This is a genomic window from Haloarcula marina, assembly GCF_024218775.1.
GTDB classification, from domain to species: Archaea; Halobacteriota; Halobacteria; order Halobacteriales; family Haloarculaceae; genus Haloarcula; species Haloarcula marina.
In genome coordinates, this window is the sequence record NZ_CP100404.1 from 1085935 (window position 1) to 1106245 (window position 20311).

Sequence of the window (20311 nt, forward strand, 5' to 3'; positions counted from 1 at the left end):
TTAGTTTCTGAGATACGTATCGATTGCTTTCTGGTAGCCCTCGCGAAACGTCGGGTAAACGAAGTCGTACCCGAGCGAGCGGAGGCGCTCGTTCGAACAGCGCTTGCTGGTCTGAATGCGCCGGGTCGCCGTCGCCGAGAGGCTCTCGTCGGCCAGTCGCTCCGCTTTCGTCTGTTTCGGGGGGAACGGCACGTCGCACTGCTCGGCCAGCCAATCGGCGAAGGCCCACTTCTCGACGGGTTCGTCGTCGACGACCAGCACCACCTCGGCGCGGTGGTCCCCCTCCAGCAGAAACCGCACGGCTCCGGCGGCGTCGTCGCGGTGGACCATGTTGAGATAGCCCGCCGTTACCGGTCCCTCTAGATACCGGGAGAGCCGATACCGGTCGGGACCGTACAACCCGGCGAAGCGCGCGACGCTCCCGTGGCCGCCGTAGTCGGTCGGTCGCTCGCGCGCGACGCGTTCGGCCTCCGCGAGGACTTCCGTCTTCTCGGTCTGCGGGTCCAGCGGCGTCTCTTCGTCGACCCATTCGCCGTCGTGGTCGCCGTAGACACCCGTGCTGGATGTGTAGACGAGTCGTTCGGGAGCGTCCTCGCGCGCCCAGAAGTGGTCGATAGCGGTTCGTAGACCGTCGACGTACACCTCGCGAGCGGCGTCGGCCCCCCGACCGCCGGAACTGGCCGCGAAGACGACCCAGTCGGCGTCGGGCACGGCGGCCAGCGACTCGGCGTCTGTCACGTCGGCCTGTACCGCCTCGAACCCGGCGTCCTCGACCGCCGCGACGCCGTCCGCCGAGCGGCGGACGCCGACTACGTCGTGGTCGCCCCGCAGTTGCCGCCCGAGTTCGAGGCCGACGTACCCACACCCGAGGATAGCGACGCGCGTCATCGCTGCTGGCTCTCGATGTAGCTGTGCAGGACGGCGAACTCACGCAGCGTCACTGGATAGCGCCCCTCTATCTTCTGTTGGATCTCCTTCGGTTCCATCTCGGTGTCGATACCCGAGGACAGCGTCTCGACGTCCATCACGGCCGTCGTCATCCCCATCAGGAGGATGTCCCGCGCCTCGGCCTCGATGGCGTCGGCGTCGGGTCGGTCGGGGTCGGTCGACAGAATCGCCGCCGCGTCGGACAGCGAGCAGTCGGCCGCGTCGCCGTCAGCGACCGCTTCGACGACGCGCTCGTCCAACCCCGTCGCTTCGACAACCGACTCGACGCCGACCGTCGCGACGGCGTCGGCGAGCACCGACTCGTAGGCCGCGAGCAACGCCTCGGGGGTCTGCTCCCCGGCGTCGGGAAACTCCGCTCTGAGCATGCCCGTCGGTAGGGCCGGGGGGTATTAGTCGGTGTCACTCTCCGGGCGCTCCGGCGTCGGGCCATCCGGCGGAGGTTTCGACGGCGACACCGTCCTTGTCGCCGACGCCGCGGAGTCGCGGCGGGACGACGACTACGATGCCTGCCTCTGCCCGGAACGAGAGTCGATCGCTCGTTCCCAGTCCCTCGCGGGTCCCGTCGCCGTCGACATCGAGGCGGACGGGGTCGCCGTCGCGGACGTACGTCGTGCTCGCACTCGGCGTCGCCGGCGTCCCGCGGTTCGCGGTGACCGCGAAGCGGGCGTACTCCCCCTCGACGGTGACCCACCAGACGTTCATCGTTATCGCCCAGTACGCGCCCGGAACGAACGACGGGAGTATCGGCAATCCGGCGGGGAGCGTCTTCGTCCCTAACCTCTTCTCGACCAGTCGCTCCGTCTGCTCCCGACCGGCGTCGGCAAGCAGTTGCCGGGTTTGTGCCCGCGAAATCCGCCTGACCGCCGTCGCGGTCTGGTTCACGACGGGCGTCCGCGGCCGCGCGATAGGTCGCGAGAGTGCGTCCTCGGTCGCGCCGTCGAGCCGAATCCAGAGCCAGTCTCGCTCGACGAGCGACAGTCCCCGTCGCTCGGCGGTGACGCGAGCGACTCGTTCGGCGGCGGACCCGTTCGCGAGCGCCCGGCCGCGAACGCCGGTCCCGTTCCACCGCGCCGTCGCCGTCTCGACTATCTCGCGACTCCGCTGCGGTCCCGCGCTCGTCTCCTCGTGTACCGTCGTCGCCATCTGTTCGAGGACGTACGCGTTCGCGCGCTCGACCCGTCGCCGAAGGGTCGCGCGCTGTCTCGCCAACGTCTCGTTGCTGGTGTTGCGGGTCACGTTTGCCGCGCGGAGCGTGGCGGCCGCCGTCAGTAACCTGACTCGGTCGACCTGTCCCGTCCCCTCGCCGGTGACCGCCGCAGCGGCGTTGTCGTACGGGACCGTGAACAGGTTGACGTTGCGGGCGACGAGCGGCGTCTCGCTGCCCTCCAACGATGGGTGGGCGGACTCGTTCACCCGCCCGAGCGTGAGGTACTGCGGGCCGGTGTCGACCCGCGTCGTGACCGGTCCCGCAGGACTGACCGGCGCTGGCCGCGACCGGGGGATGCGCGTCTCACGGGCGGTCAACGACCGACGGAGGTCGGCGAGCGACCCACCGGTCCGGTTCGCGAGCACCCGACCGACGCGTTCGCTGGCCCCCGCGTGGTGTCGCTCACCGGCGGCGAGTCGGTCGGTGACGGCGTCGAGGTACGCGATGCGGGCGGCGACGCGCGCTTTCTGTGCGGTGCTGTCGTAGCGCGTCGGCGCGTCAACGAACGTCGCGCGTCGCTCGGCGAGTCGGTCGCGCAACTGTCCGGCGGGATTCGCGTCGAAACTTCCGACGGCACCGCGCTCGACCGTGACGTTCGTCTCCCGGACTTCTTCGCGGAGGTCACGGAGGTCCCGGTACACCCACGGCCGGAGTTCGTTGGGGTGCTCGCCGGTGACGTGGATGGCGTTCGTCCGCAATCGCCCGACTGCCGCCCGTTCGGCGACGGCGTCGCGGCCGCCCGCTCGGTCGAGTAGCTCCCGTTCCGCGCGCGGTTCGACATCCGCCAAGTTCGGGCCGCCGACGGGACTCCCGTCTCGCTCGTGGGCGGTCCTGATTCGACGGTCCGGTGCTGGCGTGTCGTCCTCGTGTCGGCCGACGAGGGCGACGCTCACGCGCCGCCGCTCGGTGCGTGCGGACGCCGTGGTCGTCTCGTCGCTGCCGTTCTCCCAGACCGCGACCCGCGTGTGTTCGACGGCGACGACGCGGCCGAAACTGTCCAGTTCGTGCCAGTCGCGAGGCACGTCCGGCCGCGGGGTCGCGTCGTCGACGACGGTCGCATCGCTGGTCCGCCGCTCGGTCAGTAGGGTCCAGTTCTCGCCCGGTCGCGTCGGTCGCGAGGGACGCCCGCCGCCGATTCGATACCCGTTCGCCACCAGCCGCGTCTGGACGGTGTACGCGTCGGCGAGCGTCGCGTCGAGGGCGTCGGGAGCGGCGACCGCTCGGAAGGCGTCGTCGGCGGTGCCGTTGACCGCGACGCGCATGGGCTCGTCGGGTTGCGGGTGGTTCCCGGGCGGCGGCGCGGTGCTGATACTCTGCTCCGGCGGGTGGTAGGAGGTTTCGGCCAGCAGTGACTGGGCGAACTCGGTGTCCCGACTTCCCCCGACAACGTCTTCGATGCCGACCACCGCCGTCGCGTCCGTCAGCGTCCGCCGTCCGTCGGGGTCACTCCGTCCGAACGTCGACCGCTGGACGCCGAGCAACGCTCCGTTGGTCGCGAGGCTGACGTGGCGGTTCGCCACCACGTTGTCGATTGGTGCGCCGCCGAACTGCGCGCCCCCTCTCGCCCACGCGATGGGGTACAGCCGCGCGGTCAGTCGCTGGCTCAGCCCCGGTTTCGCGAGGCCGTTGTTCACCCGCCGGTCGTATCGCTGGACCTGTTGATGGAGCAGGAGCACCGGCGACTCGACGACGACGGTCGGCGAAACGTGCCGACGTGTGACGACGCGGGCGTCCCGTCGGACGGTGACGGTGACGTTCTCGACGGTGGCACGCAATCGCGTCCCGTTCGGCCCGGCCGACGCGACGGTGACCCGCTCGATGGCTTCGCGGTACTCGGCAGTCGTCTCCACGGACGGGAGAGTCGCCGTCGCTGTCACCGAATCGCTCGTCGCCGAGACCTGGGCGAGGCGGTCCCGGACTCGCAGATAGATGCGGAGTCGGAGCGCATCGCGGAACGGCTGTGACTCGTTCAACGCGCGACCGACGGACGTGTTCGCGGTCGTGAGGACGGGGTTCGACGCGGCGCGGCGTCCCGCCGTCGCCACGCCGCCGCGCATCGCCGTCTGCGTCGCCGCCGCCGTCCGGTCGACGACGCGCTCGACCGTCGTCTCGGTCGGCGCTGGGTCGGGCACGAGCGTCGGCGCGAGCGTGAGACTGCTGACCAGCAGGAGGACGCCGAGCAGGGAGAACGGGACGCGTCCCCGCGTGTCGTCTCTCATCGGGACCACCACCTGCCGCTCATGCAGACCACGTCCTGACGGTGATGCTGACGGTTCCCGTCCGAACGCTCCGCGCCGCGGCGGTCGGCGAGTCGAACCGCGCTCGCAGATCCGCCGCGAGCATCGTCGTCAACCGCTCGCGCAGGCGGCGATTGAGCGCCTCGGGCGACGTCCTTTCGCTTGGACGGACCGATTCGCCCGCGGCGGCCCCGAACCGCCGATACCTATTCGCGACGAGCGCGTCGGTCGGGTAGTCCCCGCGGAGCGCTATCCGCGTCCGGTCCGGGGGAAAGAGGCCGGTGACGACCGTCGACGCGACGACGCCCGCGACGCCGCGGTGACCGGCCACGTCCGCGGCCGACAGCGCCTGCTCTCTCGCGTCTGCCATCGGACTGCCGACGGTGAGCGTCGCAGTCCGAACGTCGACGGCTGGCGGCGGTGTCGGTCCGACCCGAACGACGCCGCCAACCGGCGCGCCGCGATACGGTTCCCAGCGGGCGCGAACCGCCGTTCGCTGGCCCCGTCCATCGAGTCGGTCCCGCGTCGCGTTCACGACCCCGCGCTCGAAGCCCTCGCTCGCAATCGAGAGTCGCCGTTCGTCGACGGCCACCGCACTCATCGCGGCCTCGCCGAGCAGTTCCGCGACGGTCCCGTGTGCGGTTCGGCGGTGTCTGAGGGAGGGGGTGGTGACCCACTCGGGCGGGTCGCCGGCGGGGTCCAGCGCGTAGTCGACGCTGGCTGTGGTGGTCGCCAGCAGTTCCGCCCGGTCGGCCGCGGGAGTCCCGGTTTCCGGTGGGGTCACCGCCGCGGTATCGACGACAGCCGTCGCGGCCGCGCCGACCAGCAACAGGAACACCGTTACGTCGAGCACCGTGCTCGTCGCTCTGGTCATCGCCACACCCGTACGCTCAGTGTCCCGCGCAGAACCGTTCCCGGCGCAACTCTGACACTCACGAGTCGGTCGGCATAGGCCGCCGTCGCGGGTGGTCGAGGGCCCGCGCTCCAGCCCCGTTCAGCCTGCGTTACCTGTCTCGCCCGCCCGACACGCACCGTGACGTTGGCGTCGTAGCCAGAGGGGACGGCAGTTAGCGACTCGCCAATCCCCTCGGGGTCCAGCACACCAACACGACTCACCCGCCGCTCGACGGCGTCCGCGGTCGGTTCGGCCGGGTTTCGGTCGGTCCCCGTCGACGCAATCGCGCCGTCGAGTACCCCGGCGTACAGCGCCACACCAGCGGAGACGGCGAACAGCGCGACCAGCGCCGCCAGCGGTTCCGTCGCGGCCCTATCCGACGAGCGTGACATCTACGTCCCCCCAGACGACGCGTCGAGCGGTCGCTCGATTCGGCGCTGGCCGCCAACCGGGTCCGTCAGTCTGTGCGCGTGCACACGCCTGTTCGAAGGCCAAACTCGACTCGAAAACCGTTCCCGGACGGCGGCCGTCGAGGACGGCCCGGAGGTCGCTCCCCGTGGCAGGAACGATAGCGGTGAGAAACGTCGCGTGAGCCGTGCCACCGTCGTTCCGAAGTCCGACCTCGTTGGCGGACAGTCGCCACTCCTCCGCGGAGAGGTCGCGCGTCACCGCGGAGCCTCCAGGACTCGTGGCGACTTCGTCGGCCGTCGCCGCCAGTGCGGCGGCGTCGGGCGGTGCAGCCGTAGGTAACCCGGCGACGACGCCGAAGACGGCGACGCTTGCGATGCCGAGTGCGGCCCACACGAACAGCGTCTCGACGTGGGTGTCGAACATAGGCCCGGGTCGCCCCGGCCTCCGATTTAAACGCTCGGCTCAGAGTACCAGACCAGTGGCGACGGCGGCAGTGAGGTACGTCGCCGTCGCGGCACACAGCGCCAGTCCGACCCGATACCCGACGCGTGCTCTGTCCAACCCCTGTTCGAGACCGGTCGACAGCGTCGTCAGGACGACGGCGAGGACGAGACAGTACCAGCCCACGAGGGGGCCCAGCGCGGCGCTCGGCGGCGACTCGATGGGTCCGCCAGTCCCCATCGTCGCCGAGAGCGCGACTGTCGCACCCCCGATGAGCGGGCCGAACAGCGCGCCCGTGTTCGAGAGCGTGCCGGTAATCTGTGCGAGGTCACGGCGGGTCTCGCGCTCGACGGCGTCGAGTTCAGCGAGGTGGTCGCCCATCGCGGCAAGCGTCTCGCCTGCGGGCGGTCCGATGTCGGCGGCGGCCGCGAGCAGCGTCGCGGTCCGCTCCAATCTGGGACTCGGGACCGTCGAGAGCGTCCCGTACTCGCCCCGGAACGCTGTTTCGATGTCCGTATCGAGGCGTCGTTGCCGGTCGAGTGTCGCGGCGAGGAGGGTCGAGAGCGGGTCGGCCGTCACGCCGACCGCCTCCTCGAGGGCGGCTTCGACTGACTCCCCGCGGTCGACTCGTCGCCCGACGGCGTCGAGCAAGTCCGGCAAGCCCGACTCGACGGCCGAGACGTGGTCTCGGACCGCGCTGACGGGGCGGTAGTAGACCACGAGTGCCGTTCCGGTCCCGCCTCCGAGTGCCGCGACGGCCGGTGCCCATCCGGGCGCGACGACGGCCGCAATCGTCCAACCGCCGACCGCGACGAGTCCACCGGACGCCAGTGCTCGCTCCGGCCCCGACGGTACGTCGGGGTGGTTTCGAGGCACCGTTGCCGACGGGAACGCGACCGGCCGACGACCGAGCAACCACGCGCTCGCGACGATGAGTCCGGCCGGGAGGACGAGTCCGTAGAGAACCACCAGCATCGGGGTCGTCACCGGGACACCAGCCGCGGTCACGGCCGGAAGCAGCGACACCATCGCCAGCGGGAGCAAGACGCCGAACGCGTACAGCCCGGTCGCGGGCGCGCGGAGAGCGGCCGCGAACTGGGCCATCTCGTCGCGCGTGCCGTCGAGAATCTGCCGACGTGCGCGTCGGAGTACCGCGTCGCGTTCCCTCGCAGGTGCGAGCGCCGCGCGCTCGACGCTCTCGAACGCCCGTTCGAGTGCCGGAAACCGGTCGCCCCACTCGTCGACGAACGTCCCGTGGCCGTCCCGTGGGGTGCCACGTGCCCGTCGTCTGTGCGCGGCCAGACGCTCCACGAGTCGACCGTCGCCCGCCCGGACCGCGAAGGCCCCCGCCCGCTCCGTCGTCGGCCACAGCCGCATCCCGAGCGCGAGTGTTGCGACCAGTGCAGGTCCCGCACCGAGGGCACGGATGCGTCGGAGCCGTGCGGCCAGCGGTGCCCCGTAGCGTCCGAGGAGGGCGACGCCGACGGCCCCGACGAGACAGCCAGCCCCGCCGACAGTCCCGACTGGGCCGGAAACGAACCCGAGGATGGCGAGGCCACAGAGCCACGATACGGCAGCGAGGGAGTAGCTCGCGCCGAGGAGACGTTCGGGAGCCAGCGGAACCCGGAGCGTCCGGCACGCCCGTCGGTATCGCTCGGTGACCGGTATCGCCGTTGCGAGCGGAGTGGCCGACGTGGACGACTCACTCGACACGATTCTCTCCCGGATGGGCTGTCTGGGAAGTCGAGTTCCCGGCGAACGACGCCGCTCGCCGCTGGATTTCACCGCGGACGCTCGCGTACGATTCGCCGGGGGTCGCGAGGGACTCGACGAGGTGACTCGTTCCGCGGTCGAGGCGGCCGGTCGCCGTCGCCCGGTCACCGTCGCCTCGTTCGTACAGCGGCTCGAACCCGACCTCGTCGCCGCGGTCGACGATTTCTTCGACCGTCGCGACGCCGCGACCGCCCGCTGCAGTCGGCGGGGCCAGCGTCAGGACGAGGTCCGTCGCGACGAACGCGCTTTTCGGCACACCGAGGTCGGCGACGAGGCGTTCGCGCACGCTCTCGCCGCCGGAGCCGTGTATCGTCCCTAAGACGGCCTCGTCGCCGCTTCCGACCCGCATCGCCTCGTAGAGAACGCTCGCTTCCTCGCCCCGGACTTCGCCGACGACGAGCGCGCCCTCGCCGAGTCGGAGCGCGGTCCGCAGCGCTTCGGTCGCACTCACCGAAGGTCCGTCCCCGCTCGCAGTCCGGAGCGGTTGCACGTCTCGCCCGTCGGCCTGTAACTCCGAAACGGGGAGTTCGGGCGTGTCCTCGATGACGACCGTTCGGACCGCCCGCGGGAGTTCCCACAGGAGCGCGCCGAGGGCCGTCGTCTTTCCGGCCCCGCGCGGTCCCGCGACGAGGCAGGCGGCCCCGCGCTCGACGGCGACGGAGAGCAATCCGGCGACCGCTGAGGGAACGCTCCCGTTCTCGACCAGGTCGGCCAAGCGCCAGCGAGTGCCGTCGTGGGCACGAAACGCGAACGCGAGGCCGTCGCTCAGCGGCTCCGTCACGCCGGTGACGCGCACCTCTCTGTCGCCGACAGTCGCGGTGGCGTCGAGGGTCGGACTCGCCCGTGAGAACGCCCGGCCGCTGGTCCGGCGGAACGTCGATGCCAGTGCGCGCGCGCCGTCGTCGGTCAGTCGCACGTTCGTCCGCATCGTCTCGCCGCCGACACGCACGCGGAGGTGCGTCTCGTCCACGGGAGCGGTCGCGAACACGTCCGAGACGCGCGGGTCGGCGAACAGGTCGTCGAGAATTCCCAGTCCACGCGTGTGCTTCCGCAGGACCTCGGCGATTTCGGTCGCCGTCGCGCCGTCACCGGTCACCGCCGCGGCGGCCTCGTCGACCGTCGGCATCGAGCGGTCACCACCGGCGACCAGTCGCTCGGCGGCCGCGGCCAGCGTCGCGGCGGTCGCGGCGTCGAACTCGTGTTCGCGAGGCCGTACGTGGTACACGTCCAGCGACCCGACAGTCTCGTAGCGGCGGACGACGGCACCGCTATCGAGCGCCTGTCGGTCTCTGAGCGCCGCGTCCGCTGGGGGCTGTTCGGTCAGTCGACTGTCGCTTATCGCCGGGCCGACGTACGGTTCGAGCGGGTCGGCCGTCGCTCGTTCGGCGAGACGAGCGAGTCCGGTCGTTGCCGCTAGTGTGGCGACGTGACCCGCCCGGCCAGTCGCTTCCGTCGCGGCCCCAAGCGGGTCGCGTCGGGCGCGTTCGGCCAGTCGGTCGTCGAGGGAGGCGACCCGCGTGGCGAAGCGAGCAGTAGCGACCAGTAGCGCCGCTCTGTCGTCGAGGTACGCCCGCTCCAGTCCGTCGCTCCGCGTCACCACGGCGTCCACCGCGTCGGTGCCGAGGGCGTCGACGACGGTTTCGAGACAGTCTGACGAACACCCGAGTCGGCCGTCACCGGGGCAGGCGTCGGCGTCGACGGTGAGCGTCCCGCCGTCGAAGGTCGGCTGACAGCGGCAGGCGGCGGTGTCGTCTGCCTCCCGAAACCAGTCACGAAGCATCGGCTTGTACCTCCCCGTCGCCACGCTGTCGGCCGACGTGTCGGACCGTCACCACCGGCGCGCCGGACTGACGCCGGTAGCCGAAGGCGAGGCGGTGTGTGCCCGACTCTCGTAGCGTCAGCGCTTCGCCCACCGGCCGAATCTGGACCCCGACTAGCCGTTTCGTCCGGTTCGTCGCACCCCCGACTCGCCAACTGGCGACGCCGACGCCTTCGCGGGTGTGGAACCGGAGGCGACGGACGGCCGCACTCGTCCACGTTCGGGCCGGGAGCCGAATCTCGGCGACGCGCCGCGCGCCGCGGCCCCGAGTCGGGTCGTCCGTCGCGACCATCGACTGCAACCGCTCGCCGAGGGCGGTAACCTGTCGGTCCACCGCCGCGTCGGCCGCGTCGGCCCGCGCGGTCGCGAGCGGTTGTGCGGCCACTCCGAGCAACGTCGCGGCGAGCACCGTCCCGACGACGAGACGGACTATCACAGTAACGCCCGAATCCGTTCGATGACGCCGGATTCCTCCGCCGATTCTGGCGCTTTCGCGGACTCCGTCGGCGCTGCCGAGTGGTCGATTCCGCCCTCTCGGACTCCGGCGACGGCCGTCTCGGACGGCGGGTCACGGGTCGCCGGTGTCCGGTGGTGCTGGTCGCCGTCCGGCCCGCTGAACTGGTCTGGTTCGGGCGTCTGCGCGGGTCGCTCCCGCCTCTCGGGTCGGACGGTCGTTCCAGCGGACTCGTTGACCGCCGTGTCGAGACGGCGTTCGAGTCGGTCCGTCGCGGCCAGCGCCGCGTCCGCGCGCTCCTCCACGCGTTCGTTGACCGACTCGACGTTACCGACGTACCCGCGCAGGGCTTGGGTCGCCGCTTCGAGTTCCGTCGTCCGCTCGTCGATACCGGTCAGGCGTCGTTCCAGCGCGGCCACGCGGCCTTCGAGTTCCGCGAGGTCCGTGGCCTCGGGAAACTCGTGGTCGCCGTCGGTGACCGCTCGCTCGACGGTCTGTACGCGTTCCGCCAGCGTCTCTACGTCGGTCATAGGCCCGCCTGCGCCCGTCTCGGTATTTGAACCCTCGTCCGCCAGCGGCCGAGGCCGCGAACGTTTATATCGGATCGCGCGGCCAGTCGGCCCGTGTCCGACAGCGACGAGGTGAAAGCGGCGCTCAGAGCGCTCGCAGACGGCGAGGAATCGACGCCCGGCGACGCCGCTTGGGGCGAGACTGACCCCGTACCCGCCCCACGTTCGGAACCCGCTGGCGAGGCGGGCGACTACCGCGCGGTCATCGACCGAGCGATACGGGCGACGGAGGACGTCGAGGCGGCCGCCGCGTTCGTCGACTCGGTGGGTCTCGACTCGCTCGAACGCGCCGTCGAACGGGCCGAGCGAGAAGTCAGCGGGCGCGCCCGGGAGGGTCGGGACGCGCTCGCCGCCTTCCAGCGGTTCCGGGCGGCCGCGGGTGGTCAGGAGCGTGACGGGTGAGTCTCGTGAGGCGACGTTCCACTTCCACCGTGGTCGCGACACCTCTTTAGGAGACGCTGGCATACGACCTGACAGATGACACGGGTGATACACACCGGCGATACGCACATCGGGTATCAGCAGTACCACGCACCCGAGCGCCGGGCGGATTTCCTCGACGCGTTCCGACAGGTGGTCAGCGATGCCGTCGACGACGACGTGGGGGCCGTCGTTCACGCGGGGGACCTGTTCCACGACCGTCGGCCGACGCTGACCGACATCATGGGGACCCTCGACGTGCTGAAGGACCTGGACGCCGCCGGGATTCCGTTTCTTGCCGTCGTGGGAAATCACGAGGCCAAGCGGGACGCACAGTGGCTGGACCTCTACGAGCGACTCGGTCTGGCGACGCGCCTGGGGGAGGAACCGACCGTCGTCGGCGACACGGCCTTCTACGGACTGGACTTCGTCCCGCGCTCGAAGCGCGACGACCTCGACTACGAGTTTGCGCCCCACGACGCCGACCACGCCGCACTGGTCACGCACGGCCTCTTTCAGCCGTTCGACCACGGCGACTGGGACGCCGCCGAAGTCCTCGCGGAGTCGTCGGTCCACTTCGACGCGATGCTTCTCGGCGACAACCACAAGCCCGGCAAACAGGAGATAGACGGCCAGTGGGTCACCTACTGCGGGTCTACCGAGCGCGCGAGCGCGAGCGAACGCGAGGACCGCGGCTACAACATCGTCACGTTCGACGAGACGACCCACATCACCCGCCGCGGTCTCGACACGCGCGAGTTCGTCTTCGTCGACGTGGAACTGGCCGAGAGCGAGGGCGTCGAACGCGTCCGGAGCAAAGTCGGCCAACACGACCTCGAAGGAGCGGTGGTCGTCGTCAGCATCGACGGGGACGGGGACCCCATCGCCCCGGCCAGCGTCGAGGAGTACGCGCTGGAGGCGGGCGCACTCGTCGCCCGCGTCACCGACCACCGGGAACTGAGCGCGGACGAGCGCGAGACCACGGTGAGTTTCGCCGACCCGGACGACGCCGTCACCGAACGCGTGCGCGAACTCGGCTTGAGCGGGGCCGCCCGCGACATCGACGAGACGGTCAGAGCGTCGAAAGTCGCCGACGCGAACGTCGCCGATACCGTCGAAGACCGGATTCGAGAACTCTTAGAGGAAGACCCCGATTCGTTGGCCGGAAGCGGCGAGGGCGACGATGCGGAGACGGCCGACCACGCCGCGACGACGGAAGCCGACGGGGGCGAAGCGGGCTCACCGAACGGGCAGTCCGAGACCGCACCGGCGGCGTCGGCCGACGGCGGCGACGGCGAGGACCAATCCAGCATGGAGGAGTTCCTGTGAGGGGTGAGCGCTGATGCGGTTCCAGCGAGTCGCGATGGAGAACTTCAAATGCTACGACGACGCCGACCTGCGGTTGGACCCCGGGGTCACCGTCATCCACGGCCTGAACGGGAGCGGGAAGTCCTCGCTGTTGGAGGCCTGTTTCTTCGCCCTCTACGGGTCGAAGGCCATCGACGAGACGCTGGAAGACGTGGTGACCATCGGGGCCGACGACTGCACGGTCGACCTGTGGTTCAGCCACGGCGGCGGCGAGTACCACATCACGCGGCGGGTGCGCAACACCGGCGAGCGCGCCTCGCACGCCAAGTGCGTGATGGAGACGCCCGAGGGCGACACGTACGAGGGTGCGCGAGCGGTCCGTCGGCGGGTCACCGAACTCCTGCGGATGGACAGCGAGGCGTTCGTCAACTGCGCGTACGTCCGGCAGGGCGAGGTGAACAAACTCATCAACGCCTCGCCGAGCGACCGGCAGGACATGCTGGACGACTTGCTCCAACTCGGGAAACTGGAGACCTACCGCGAACGAGCGAGCGATGCCCGCGTCGGCGTCAAGCGCGTCCGCGACGGCAAGTACGATTCGCTGTCGACGCTCGACGACCAGATAGCCGAGAAAGAGGCGAAGGACCTCCACGAGCGACTGAACGGGCTGGAGACCGAGCGAAACGAGATACAGGAGAAAATCGACAACTTCGAGCGACAGCGCGAAGCGGCCACAGAGACGCTGGAGAACGCGAAGTCGGTCTTGGAAGAACACGAGGAGCGACAGGCCGAACTGTCCGAGTTGGCGAACGACATCGAGGAACTGGAAGGAGATATCGCCGAGGCCGAACGGGAGCGCGAGCGGTTGCAGGACCGCATTTCGGAACTGAAAGCCGAACGCGACTCGCTGGAAGAGGACCGCGACGAGGCGGTGGCCGAGACGGACCTCGACGCGGCGGACCCGGCGGCGGTCGAGGACCGCCTGGAAACCCTCGACGACCGGGCCGACGACCTCCGCTCGCGCATCGAGTCCCAGCGCGTCGAAGCGCAGAAACACAGCGGCGACGCCGACTCGCTCGAATCGCAGGCGGAGGACCTCGAAGCACGTGCGGCCAACAAACGACAGACGGCCGACGACCTCGAATCGGCCCTTGACGACGCCCGCGAGACTATCGCCGACCGGCGGTCGAAACTCGACGATATCGACGCGGACATCGAGGAACTCGAAACGACGTTCGAGGGGAGCGAGACGACCCGCGAGGAAGCGACGGACCACCGAGATACCGTCGCTGACGAACTCGACGAGGCCCGACAGCGCGTGACCGAGTTGGAAACGAAACTCCGGAGCGAACGCGAATCGCTCGAAGAAGCCGAAAAACTCCTCGACGCCGGGAAATGCCCCGAGTGCGGGCAGGACGTGACTGACTCGCCGCACGTCGAGTCCATCGAAGCCGACCGGGAGCGCGTGGCCGAACTGGAGTCGACCCTGTCGGCGGCCCGTGAGACGGTCGAGTCGCTACAGACCGACCTGGAACGCGCCGAGTCGCTGGCCGACGCCGCCGACCGGTTGGCGACGCTGGAACAGAACCGCGAGAACGTCGTCCAACTCGTCGAGGAGAAGGAGTCGAGCATCGAGGCCGACGAGGAGCGAATCGAACAACTGCGCGAGGACGCCGACGAACTAGCCGAGGAAGCAGCACAGAAGCGCGAGGCGGCGGCGGAAGCGAACGAACGGGCCGCGGAGTGCCGGTCGGTCATCGGCGAGTGCAACCAAGAACACCAACAGGTCAAGCAGTCGATTCAGCGACTGGAACGCCTCGCCGAGGTCATCGACGCTATCGACGACCACGAGCGCGAACTCGACCAACTCCGGGAGAAGCGGTCCCAAGCCGCGGAGATGAACGACCAGCGACGCGACCGACTCGCCGAGAAGCGCGAGCAGAAACAGGAGTTGGCCGAACAGGTCGACGAGTCGCGAATCGAGGAGGCCCGCGACGACAGGCAGCGCGCGGCCGACTATATCGAACAGGTCGACCCGCGACTCGACGAACTCCGCGAGAAGCGCGACGACCGACAGAGCGCCATCGGCGGCGTCAAGAACGAAATCGAGGAACTGGAAGGACTGCGGGAACGGCGCGAGAACCTCGCCGAGTCGCTGTCGAAACTCGACTCGCTATACGAGGAGGCCCAGCAGTTACAGGAGATGTACGGCGCGCTCCGGGCGGAACTGCGCCAGCGGAACGTCGAGACGCTCGAACGAATGCTCAACGAGACGTTCTCGCTCGTCTATCAGAACGACTCCTACTCCCACATCGAACTCGACGGCGAGTATCAGTTGACCGTGTTCCAGAAGGACGGCGAACCGCTGGAACCCGAACAGCTATCCGGCGGCGAGCGCGCGCTGTTCAACCTCAGCCTGCGGTGTGCCATCTACCGACTGCTCGCGGAGGGCATCGAGGGGGCCGCGCCGATGCCCCCGCTCATCCTCGACGAACCGACCGTGTTCCTCGACTCGGGCCACGTCACGCAACTGCTGGACCTGATACAGTACATGCGCGACGACGTGGGCGTCGAGCAGATTCTCGTCGTCAGCCACGACGACGAACTCGTCGGGGCGGCCGACGACCTCGTCCGAGTGGAGAAAGACGCCACCTCGAACCGGTCGCACGTCGACCGCGTGGACCAAATCGAGGAGACGATTGCGGAACTGGCCTGACGCTTACCGGTCGGTGAGCGCGTCGACGGCGCGGTCTGCCGTCGGCGTCGTGTCGTAGCCGCGTCGACCGGTCACGTCGACTTCTTCGAGCAGACCCGCCGCGCGGAACTCCGCGAGCAGGCCGTGTAAGTCGCTCTCACAGAGGTCGTAACTGTCCAGCAGTTCGTGGACCGAGAGCGGCCCGCGGTCGGCCACTTCGACGAGCAGCCCCAGCGCCCGGTCGTCGTGGGCGGCCGTGACGACGGTCCGGACGGCGTCCGGGACGGCCCCGGCGGCGGTCGCGAGTGGCGACTCGCCGTCGACGGGTTCGAGGTCGGCGTTCTGGACGTGCCGTTCGGCGCCCGTCTCTGGGTCCCGAACCAGACTCGCGTCCTTGGACTCTTTCAGCAGGATGTAGTGGGTGCCCGACGCGTCGCGGACGGTTCGCATACCCGCCGTAGCGGGCGTGCGTGGTTAGCCGTTGTGGTCGTCGGTGTCGTCGCTTTCGCTGTCGTCGGTTCCGCTCTCGGTGTCGTCGCTTTCGCTGTCGTCGGTTCCGCTCTCGGTGTCGTCCTCGTCCGCTTTCCGCTCGCGCTCGAACTTAACGTACCGCGCGGTGCCGTAGGCGAACGCGACGACGCCGACGAGGAAGACGCGGATGCCGAGGTCGACCTGCCCCCGGAAGTACGCGAGCATGGGGCCGACAGAGAGCGCCAGTAGCGCGACGTTGAACACGAGGACGAGTTTCCAGAACAGACCGGCGGCCTCGCTGCTCGCACCGCCGTCGGGCGGATTCGGCGCTTTCGGAACCGGTGGACCGAGGCTCTCGGGGTCGAACTCGTCCGGTTCGTAGGGGCTCTTCTCGGAGAGCACGCCGGGGGGACTGTCCGGGTCGGGTTCGTCGGAACCGGGTGGCACGCTATGCCCTCGGGACGCGACGATTATAGGCGTTCGCAGTCGCTTACGCGCTGTCGGTGAGCGACACCGTCGTATCGCTCTGAATCCACGCCAGCGGATGCTGGGCGTCGTAGAACACTGTCCCCTCCTCGGTCTCGTAGGTCTCGGTCGTCTGCACTGCGTTCGGCAGCGCAGGCTCGGACCGAATTTCGTCCGCCCTGTCCGACTGACCGTCGGGAGATGCGTGGTGCGACATGGGGACGTCGTCAAGTGGTATGACATTACGTACCATATATCTTCTGTCCCCGACAAACACCGCCGACCGCCGACGTTTTTATCCGCCCTCTCGAAAGGAGGGCAAGCATGAGTGACGAAGGCCAGCGCACCTTCGGGGATTTCCAAGCGGAGGGCGCTGACGACAGGCCGGTCGCCGACGAAGCGGCGGCCATAGCCGGGAACGGCGGTGGGTCGGCGGACCTCGTCGACATCGACGAACGGCAGTTTCCCGACGTCTCCGAAACGGTCGAGTTCGTCGTGACGCAGGTCGATTACACCGTGGAGGGTCGGGGCGACGACGAGTTCCCAGTCGTCCACGTCTTCGGCCGTACCGACGACAACGAGACGGTCCACGCGCGGGTCTACGAGTTCGAACCCTACTTCTACGTCCCCGCGGACAGCGTCACCGAAGACCGACTGCGCCAGTACGACCGCATCGTCGACTGGCACTACGAGGACGCGAACGGCGACCCCTTCGAGTCGATTCGCGGCGAACGCCTGCTGAAGATAATCGGGCAGACGCCGCGCGACGTGGGGCAGATGCGGGACGACTTCGACCACTACGAGGCGGACATCCTCTTCCCGAACCGCCTGCTCATCGACAAGGACATCACCAGCGGCGTCCGCGTCCCCGTCCGCGAACTCGACGACGGGAGCCTGAAGGTCCATCACGAGGAGATTGCGGCCGTCGAGGCCAGCGCCGACCCGCGAGTCAACACCTTCGACATCGAGGTGGACGACCGCCACGGGTTCCCCGAGGAGGGCGAGGAGACCATCGTCTGTCTCACTTCCCACGACTCCTACGACGACGAGTACGTGGTCTGGTTGTACGAGTCGCCCGACGGCATCGAGGGGCCGGAGGCGCTCGCCGGATACGACCCCATCCACGAGGACGTCGACTTCGAGGCCGACGTACGCGTCTTCGAGGCGGAGGAGGCGATGCTCGAAGCGTTCGTCGACTACATCGTCGAGACGGACCCCGACGTGCTGACCGGGTGGAACTTCGACGACTTCGACGCGCCGTACTTCCTGGACCGACTCGACGAACTATCGAGTCCGATGCACGACTACGACCTCGACATCAATCGCCTCTCGCGGGTGAACGAGGTCTGGCGCAGCGACTGGCAGGGGCCGGACATCAAGGGCCGGGTCGTCTTCGACCTGCTGTACGCCTACAAACGCACGCAGTTCACCGAACTGGAGTCCTACCGCCTCGACGCGGTCGGCGAACAGGAACTCGGCGTCGGCAAGGAACGGTACACCGGCGACATCGGCGACCTCTGGGAGGAGAACCCCGAGCGCTTGCTGGAGTACAACCTCCGGGACGTGGAACTGTGCGTCGAACTCGACAGGGAGCAGGACATCATCGACTTCTGGGACGAGGTCCGCACCTTCGTCGGGTGTAAACTGGAGGACGCGACGACGCCCGGCGACGCCGTGGACATGTACGTCCTCCACAAACTGTTCGGCGAGTACGCGCTCCCCTCGAAGGGTCAACAGGCGAGCGAGGACTACGAGGGCGGGGCCGTCTTCGACCCCATCACCGGCGTCCGGGAGAACGTCACGGTACTGGACCTGAAGTCGCTGTACCCGATGTGCATGGTGACGACGAACGCGAGTCCCGAGACGAAAGTCGACCCGGAGAGATACGACGGCGACACCTACGTCGCCCCCAACGGGACTCACTTCCGGAAGGAACCGGACGGCGTCATCCGGGAGATGGTCGACGAACTGCTGACCGAACGCGAGGAGAAGAAGGGCCTGCGAAACGACCACGACCCATCGGACCCCGAGTACGAGCGGTACGACCGCCAGCAGGCCGCCGTGAAGGTCATCATGAACTCGCTGTACGGCGTGCTGGGGTGGGACCGGTTCCGCCTCTACGACAAGGAGATGGGCGCGGCCGTCACCGCCACCGGGCGGGAGGTCATCGACTACACCGACGAAGTGGTCGCTGACGAGGGGTACGAGGTCGTCTACGGCGACACCGACTCGGTGATGTTACAGGTCGGCGATGTCGGCCCGGAAGACGTCGACGGCGACGTCGCGGTCACCGACGAGATACGCGAGAAACACCCCGAGATGAGTGACGCCGAACTCACGACGGTGGCCGCGACCATTCAGAAGGGGTTCGAGTTGGAGGACGTTATCAACGCCTCCTACGACGAGTTCGCCAGCGAGCGTCTGAACGCTGAGGACCACCGCTTCCAAATCGAGTTCGAGAAACTGTACCGGCGGTTCTTCCAAGCGGGCAAGAAGAAGCGCTACGCGGGCCACATCGTCTGGAAGGAGGGCAAGCACGTCGACGACATCGACATCACCGGGTTCGAGTACCAGCGCTCGGACATCGCGCCCATCACGAAACGGGTCCAGAAGGAGGTCATCGACCGTATCGTCCACGGGGAGGACGCCGACTCGATAAAGGAGTACGTCGGCGACGTCATCGAGGACTATCAGGACGGGAACGTCGACTACGACGACGTGGGTATCCCCGGCGGCATCGGGAAGAAACTCGACAACTACGACACCGACACGGCGCAGGTCCGCGGCGCGAAGTACGCCAACCTCCTGTTGGGGACGAACTTCCAGAGCGGGTCGAAACCGAAGCGCCTCTACCTCGGCCGGGTCCACGCGGACTTCTTCGAACGCGTCGAAGACGAACTCGACTTAGACCCGAAGCGGGACCCGCTGTACGGCGAGTTCCGCCGCGACCCCGACGTCATCTGCTTCGAGTACGCCGACCAGATTCCCGAGGAGTTCGAGGTCGACTGGGACAAGATGCTGGATAAGACGCTGAAGGGCCCCATCGCTCGGATTCTCGAAGCGCTGGATATCTCGTGGGACGAGGTCAAGTCCGGACAGGAACAGACCGGACTCGGCCAGTACATGTAATCCACCGCCGACACCGATTTCCGGGTACGGAAAATATTGTTTCCATACCCTAAACACGTTTTCGTCGCAATGCGAAAGGTTGATGGGTCGAACGGACCTTATTTCGGTTGACCTAAGAGACACTATGGCAGTACTCGAAATTAACAATCTCCACGCGGAAGTCGCAGAAGAGGACGGTGAGACAATCCTTCAAGGTGTGAACCTCGAAGTCGAATCCGGCGAGATTCACGCCCTGATGGGCCCCAACGGCTCCGGGAAGTCGACGACGGCGAAGATTATCGCTGGCCACCCGGCCTACAAAGTCACCGACGGCGAAGTCCTCATTCACCTCGAAGACGACGAGTTCGGCGAGGACTTCGAGATTCCCGAAGACCTCCGCACGTGGAATCTGCTGGACCTCGAACCGAACGAGCGCGCGGCGCTCGGTATCTTCCTCGGCTTCCAGTATCCGGCCGAAATCGAGGGCGTCACCATGGTGAACTTCCTGCGAACGGCGCTCAACGCCAAACTCGAAGAGCGCGAGGAACTCTTCGAGGACGAAGACGAGGAGGCCGAGTCCGAGGGCGGCGACACCAACGAGGACGCCGCTGGCTACGACACCTCCCCGATGGAGGGCAACGTCGAGGAAGGCGAAATCGGCGTCGCCGAGTTCCAGGAAATCCTGCAGGAGAAGATGGAGCAACTCGACATGGACGAGCGCTTCGCCTCCCGCTACCTCAACGCTGGCTTCTCCGGTGGGGAGAAAAAGCAGAACGAGGTCCTCCAGGCCGCCATCCTCGAACCGTCCATCGCCGTGCTGGACGAAATCGACTCCGGGCTGGACATCGACCGACTGCAGGACGTCTCCAACGGCATCAACGCGCTCCGCGACGAGCAGGGCGCGGGCATCCTCCAGATCACCCACTACCAGCGCATCCTCGACTACGTCGAACCCGACCACGTCCACGTGATGCTCGACGGCCAAATCGCCAAGTCCGGCGGTCCGGAACTGGCCGAGCAACTCGAAGACGAGGGGTACGACTGGGTCCGCGAGGAAGCCTACGAGGCCGCATAACACCCATCACTCTCC

18 protein-coding genes are annotated in these 20311 nt (G+C 68.3%); 5 read left to right on the forward strand and 13 right to left on the reverse strand.

The window, feature by feature from the left end:
• The 10 genes from NJQ44_RS05655 to NJQ44_RS05700 are packed head-to-tail and all read right to left on the reverse strand — an operon-like array spanning window position 1 to window position 10715.
• The gene (locus NJQ44_RS05655) at window positions 1-888 is read right to left on the reverse strand and encodes an SDR family oxidoreductase (protein ID WP_254273707.1); all 888 of its coding nucleotides are present in this window, start codon (window positions 886-888) and stop codon (window positions 1-3) included.
• Window positions 885-1313 carry a DUF5791 family protein gene (locus NJQ44_RS05660; RefSeq protein ID WP_254273708.1) on the reverse strand — a complete coding sequence of 143 codons (429 nt, stop codon included), beginning with the start codon at window positions 1311-1313 and terminating at the stop codon, window positions 885-887. Before NJQ44_RS05660 ends, NJQ44_RS05655 begins: the two co-directional genes overlap by 4 nt.
• A 34-nt stretch (window positions 1314-1347) precedes the next feature.
• On the reverse strand, window positions 1348-4374 hold the full coding sequence (locus NJQ44_RS05665) for a DUF7286 family protein (protein WP_254273709.1): 3027 nt from the start codon (window positions 4372-4374) through the stop codon (window positions 1348-1350).
• A gap of 19 nt (window positions 4375-4393) precedes the next feature.
• On the reverse strand, window positions 4394-5266 hold the full coding sequence (locus tag NJQ44_RS05670; protein ID WP_254274317.1) for a DUF7284 family protein: 873 nt from the start codon (window positions 5264-5266) through the stop codon (window positions 4394-4396).
• Entirely contained in the window at window positions 5263-5679 is a 417-nt protein-coding gene (locus tag NJQ44_RS05675; protein ID WP_254273710.1) for a DUF7285 family protein, read from the reverse strand. The genes NJQ44_RS05670 and NJQ44_RS05675 overlap by 4 nt, the downstream gene beginning before the upstream one ends.
• On the reverse strand, window positions 5660-6121 hold the full coding sequence (locus NJQ44_RS05680; RefSeq protein WP_254273711.1) for a DUF7283 family protein: 462 nt from the start codon (window positions 6119-6121) through the stop codon (window positions 5660-5662). Before NJQ44_RS05680 ends, NJQ44_RS05675 begins: the two co-directional genes overlap by 20 nt.
• A gap of 39 nt (window positions 6122-6160) precedes the next feature.
• A complete protein-coding gene (locus NJQ44_RS05685) occupies window positions 6161-7852 on the reverse strand; it encodes a type II secretion system protein (protein WP_254273712.1) in 1692 nt (563 codons plus the stop codon).
• On the reverse strand, window positions 7842-9692 hold the full coding sequence (locus NJQ44_RS05690; protein WP_254273713.1) for an ATPase, T2SS/T4P/T4SS family: 1851 nt from the start codon (window positions 9690-9692) through the stop codon (window positions 7842-7844). The genes NJQ44_RS05685 and NJQ44_RS05690 overlap by 11 nt, the downstream gene beginning before the upstream one ends.
• On the reverse strand, window positions 9682-10167 hold the full coding sequence (locus NJQ44_RS05695; protein WP_254273714.1) for a DUF7311 family protein: 486 nt from the start codon (window positions 10165-10167) through the stop codon (window positions 9682-9684). The genes NJQ44_RS05690 and NJQ44_RS05695 overlap by 11 nt, the downstream gene beginning before the upstream one ends.
• A complete protein-coding gene (locus NJQ44_RS05700) occupies window positions 10164-10715 on the reverse strand; it encodes a DUF7310 family coiled-coil domain-containing protein (RefSeq protein ID WP_254273715.1) in 552 nt (183 codons plus the stop codon). Before NJQ44_RS05700 ends, NJQ44_RS05695 begins: the two co-directional genes overlap by 4 nt.
• A 93-nt stretch (window positions 10716-10808) precedes the next feature.
• Here NJQ44_RS05700 and NJQ44_RS05705 point away from each other — a divergent pair, with 93 nt between their 5' ends.
• The 3 genes from NJQ44_RS05705 to rad50 all read left to right on the forward strand — a co-directional run bounded on the left by NJQ44_RS05705 (window position 10809) and on the right by rad50 (window position 15198).
• Complete coding sequence (locus NJQ44_RS05705) at window positions 10809-11156, forward strand: DUF7966 family protein (protein ID WP_254273716.1); 348 nt, start codon at window positions 10809-10811, stop codon at window positions 11154-11156.
• Window positions 11157-11231: 75 nt separating this feature from the next.
• Window positions 11232-12503, forward strand: a complete 1272-nt coding sequence (mre11, locus tag NJQ44_RS05710; protein ID WP_254273717.1) for a DNA double-strand break repair protein Mre11 — start codon at window positions 11232-11234, stop codon at window positions 12501-12503.
• A 13-nt stretch (window positions 12504-12516) separates the two neighbouring features.
• On the forward strand, window positions 12517-15198 hold the full coding sequence (gene rad50, locus NJQ44_RS05715) for a DNA double-strand break repair ATPase Rad50 (protein WP_254273718.1): 2682 nt from the start codon (window positions 12517-12519) through the stop codon (window positions 15196-15198).
• Between the two features lie 3 nt (window positions 15199-15201).
• On the opposite strand, the gene NJQ44_RS05720 is transcribed toward rad50, so the two are convergent.
• The 3 genes from NJQ44_RS05720 to NJQ44_RS05730 are packed head-to-tail and all read right to left on the reverse strand — an operon-like array spanning window position 15202 to window position 16330.
• The gene (locus NJQ44_RS05720) at window positions 15202-15627 is read right to left on the reverse strand and encodes a DUF7346 family protein (protein ID WP_254273719.1); all 426 of its coding nucleotides are present in this window, start codon (window positions 15625-15627) and stop codon (window positions 15202-15204) included.
• A 24-nt stretch (window positions 15628-15651) separates the two neighbouring features.
• Entirely contained in the window at window positions 15652-16095 is a 444-nt protein-coding gene (locus tag NJQ44_RS05725) for a DUF7322 domain-containing protein (RefSeq protein ID WP_254273720.1), read from the reverse strand.
• A 43-nt stretch (window positions 16096-16138) separates the two neighbouring features.
• A complete protein-coding gene (locus NJQ44_RS05730) occupies window positions 16139-16330 on the reverse strand; it encodes a DUF7331 family protein (RefSeq protein WP_254273721.1) in 192 nt (63 codons plus the stop codon).
• 107 nt (window positions 16331-16437) lie between these two features.
• Between NJQ44_RS05730 and NJQ44_RS05735 the strand changes: the two genes are divergently transcribed.
• Both NJQ44_RS05735 and NJQ44_RS05740 read left to right on the forward strand, forming a co-directional pair.
• Window positions 16438-19242, forward strand: coding sequence for a DNA-directed DNA polymerase (locus NJQ44_RS05735; protein WP_254273722.1), 2805 nt, complete (start codon window positions 16438-16440; stop codon window positions 19240-19242).
• 124 nt (window positions 19243-19366) lie between these two features.
• A complete protein-coding gene (locus NJQ44_RS05740) occupies window positions 19367-20296 on the forward strand; it encodes an ABC transporter ATP-binding protein (protein WP_254273723.1) in 930 nt (309 codons plus the stop codon).
• The last annotated feature ends 15 nt before the right edge of the window (window positions 20297-20311 follow it).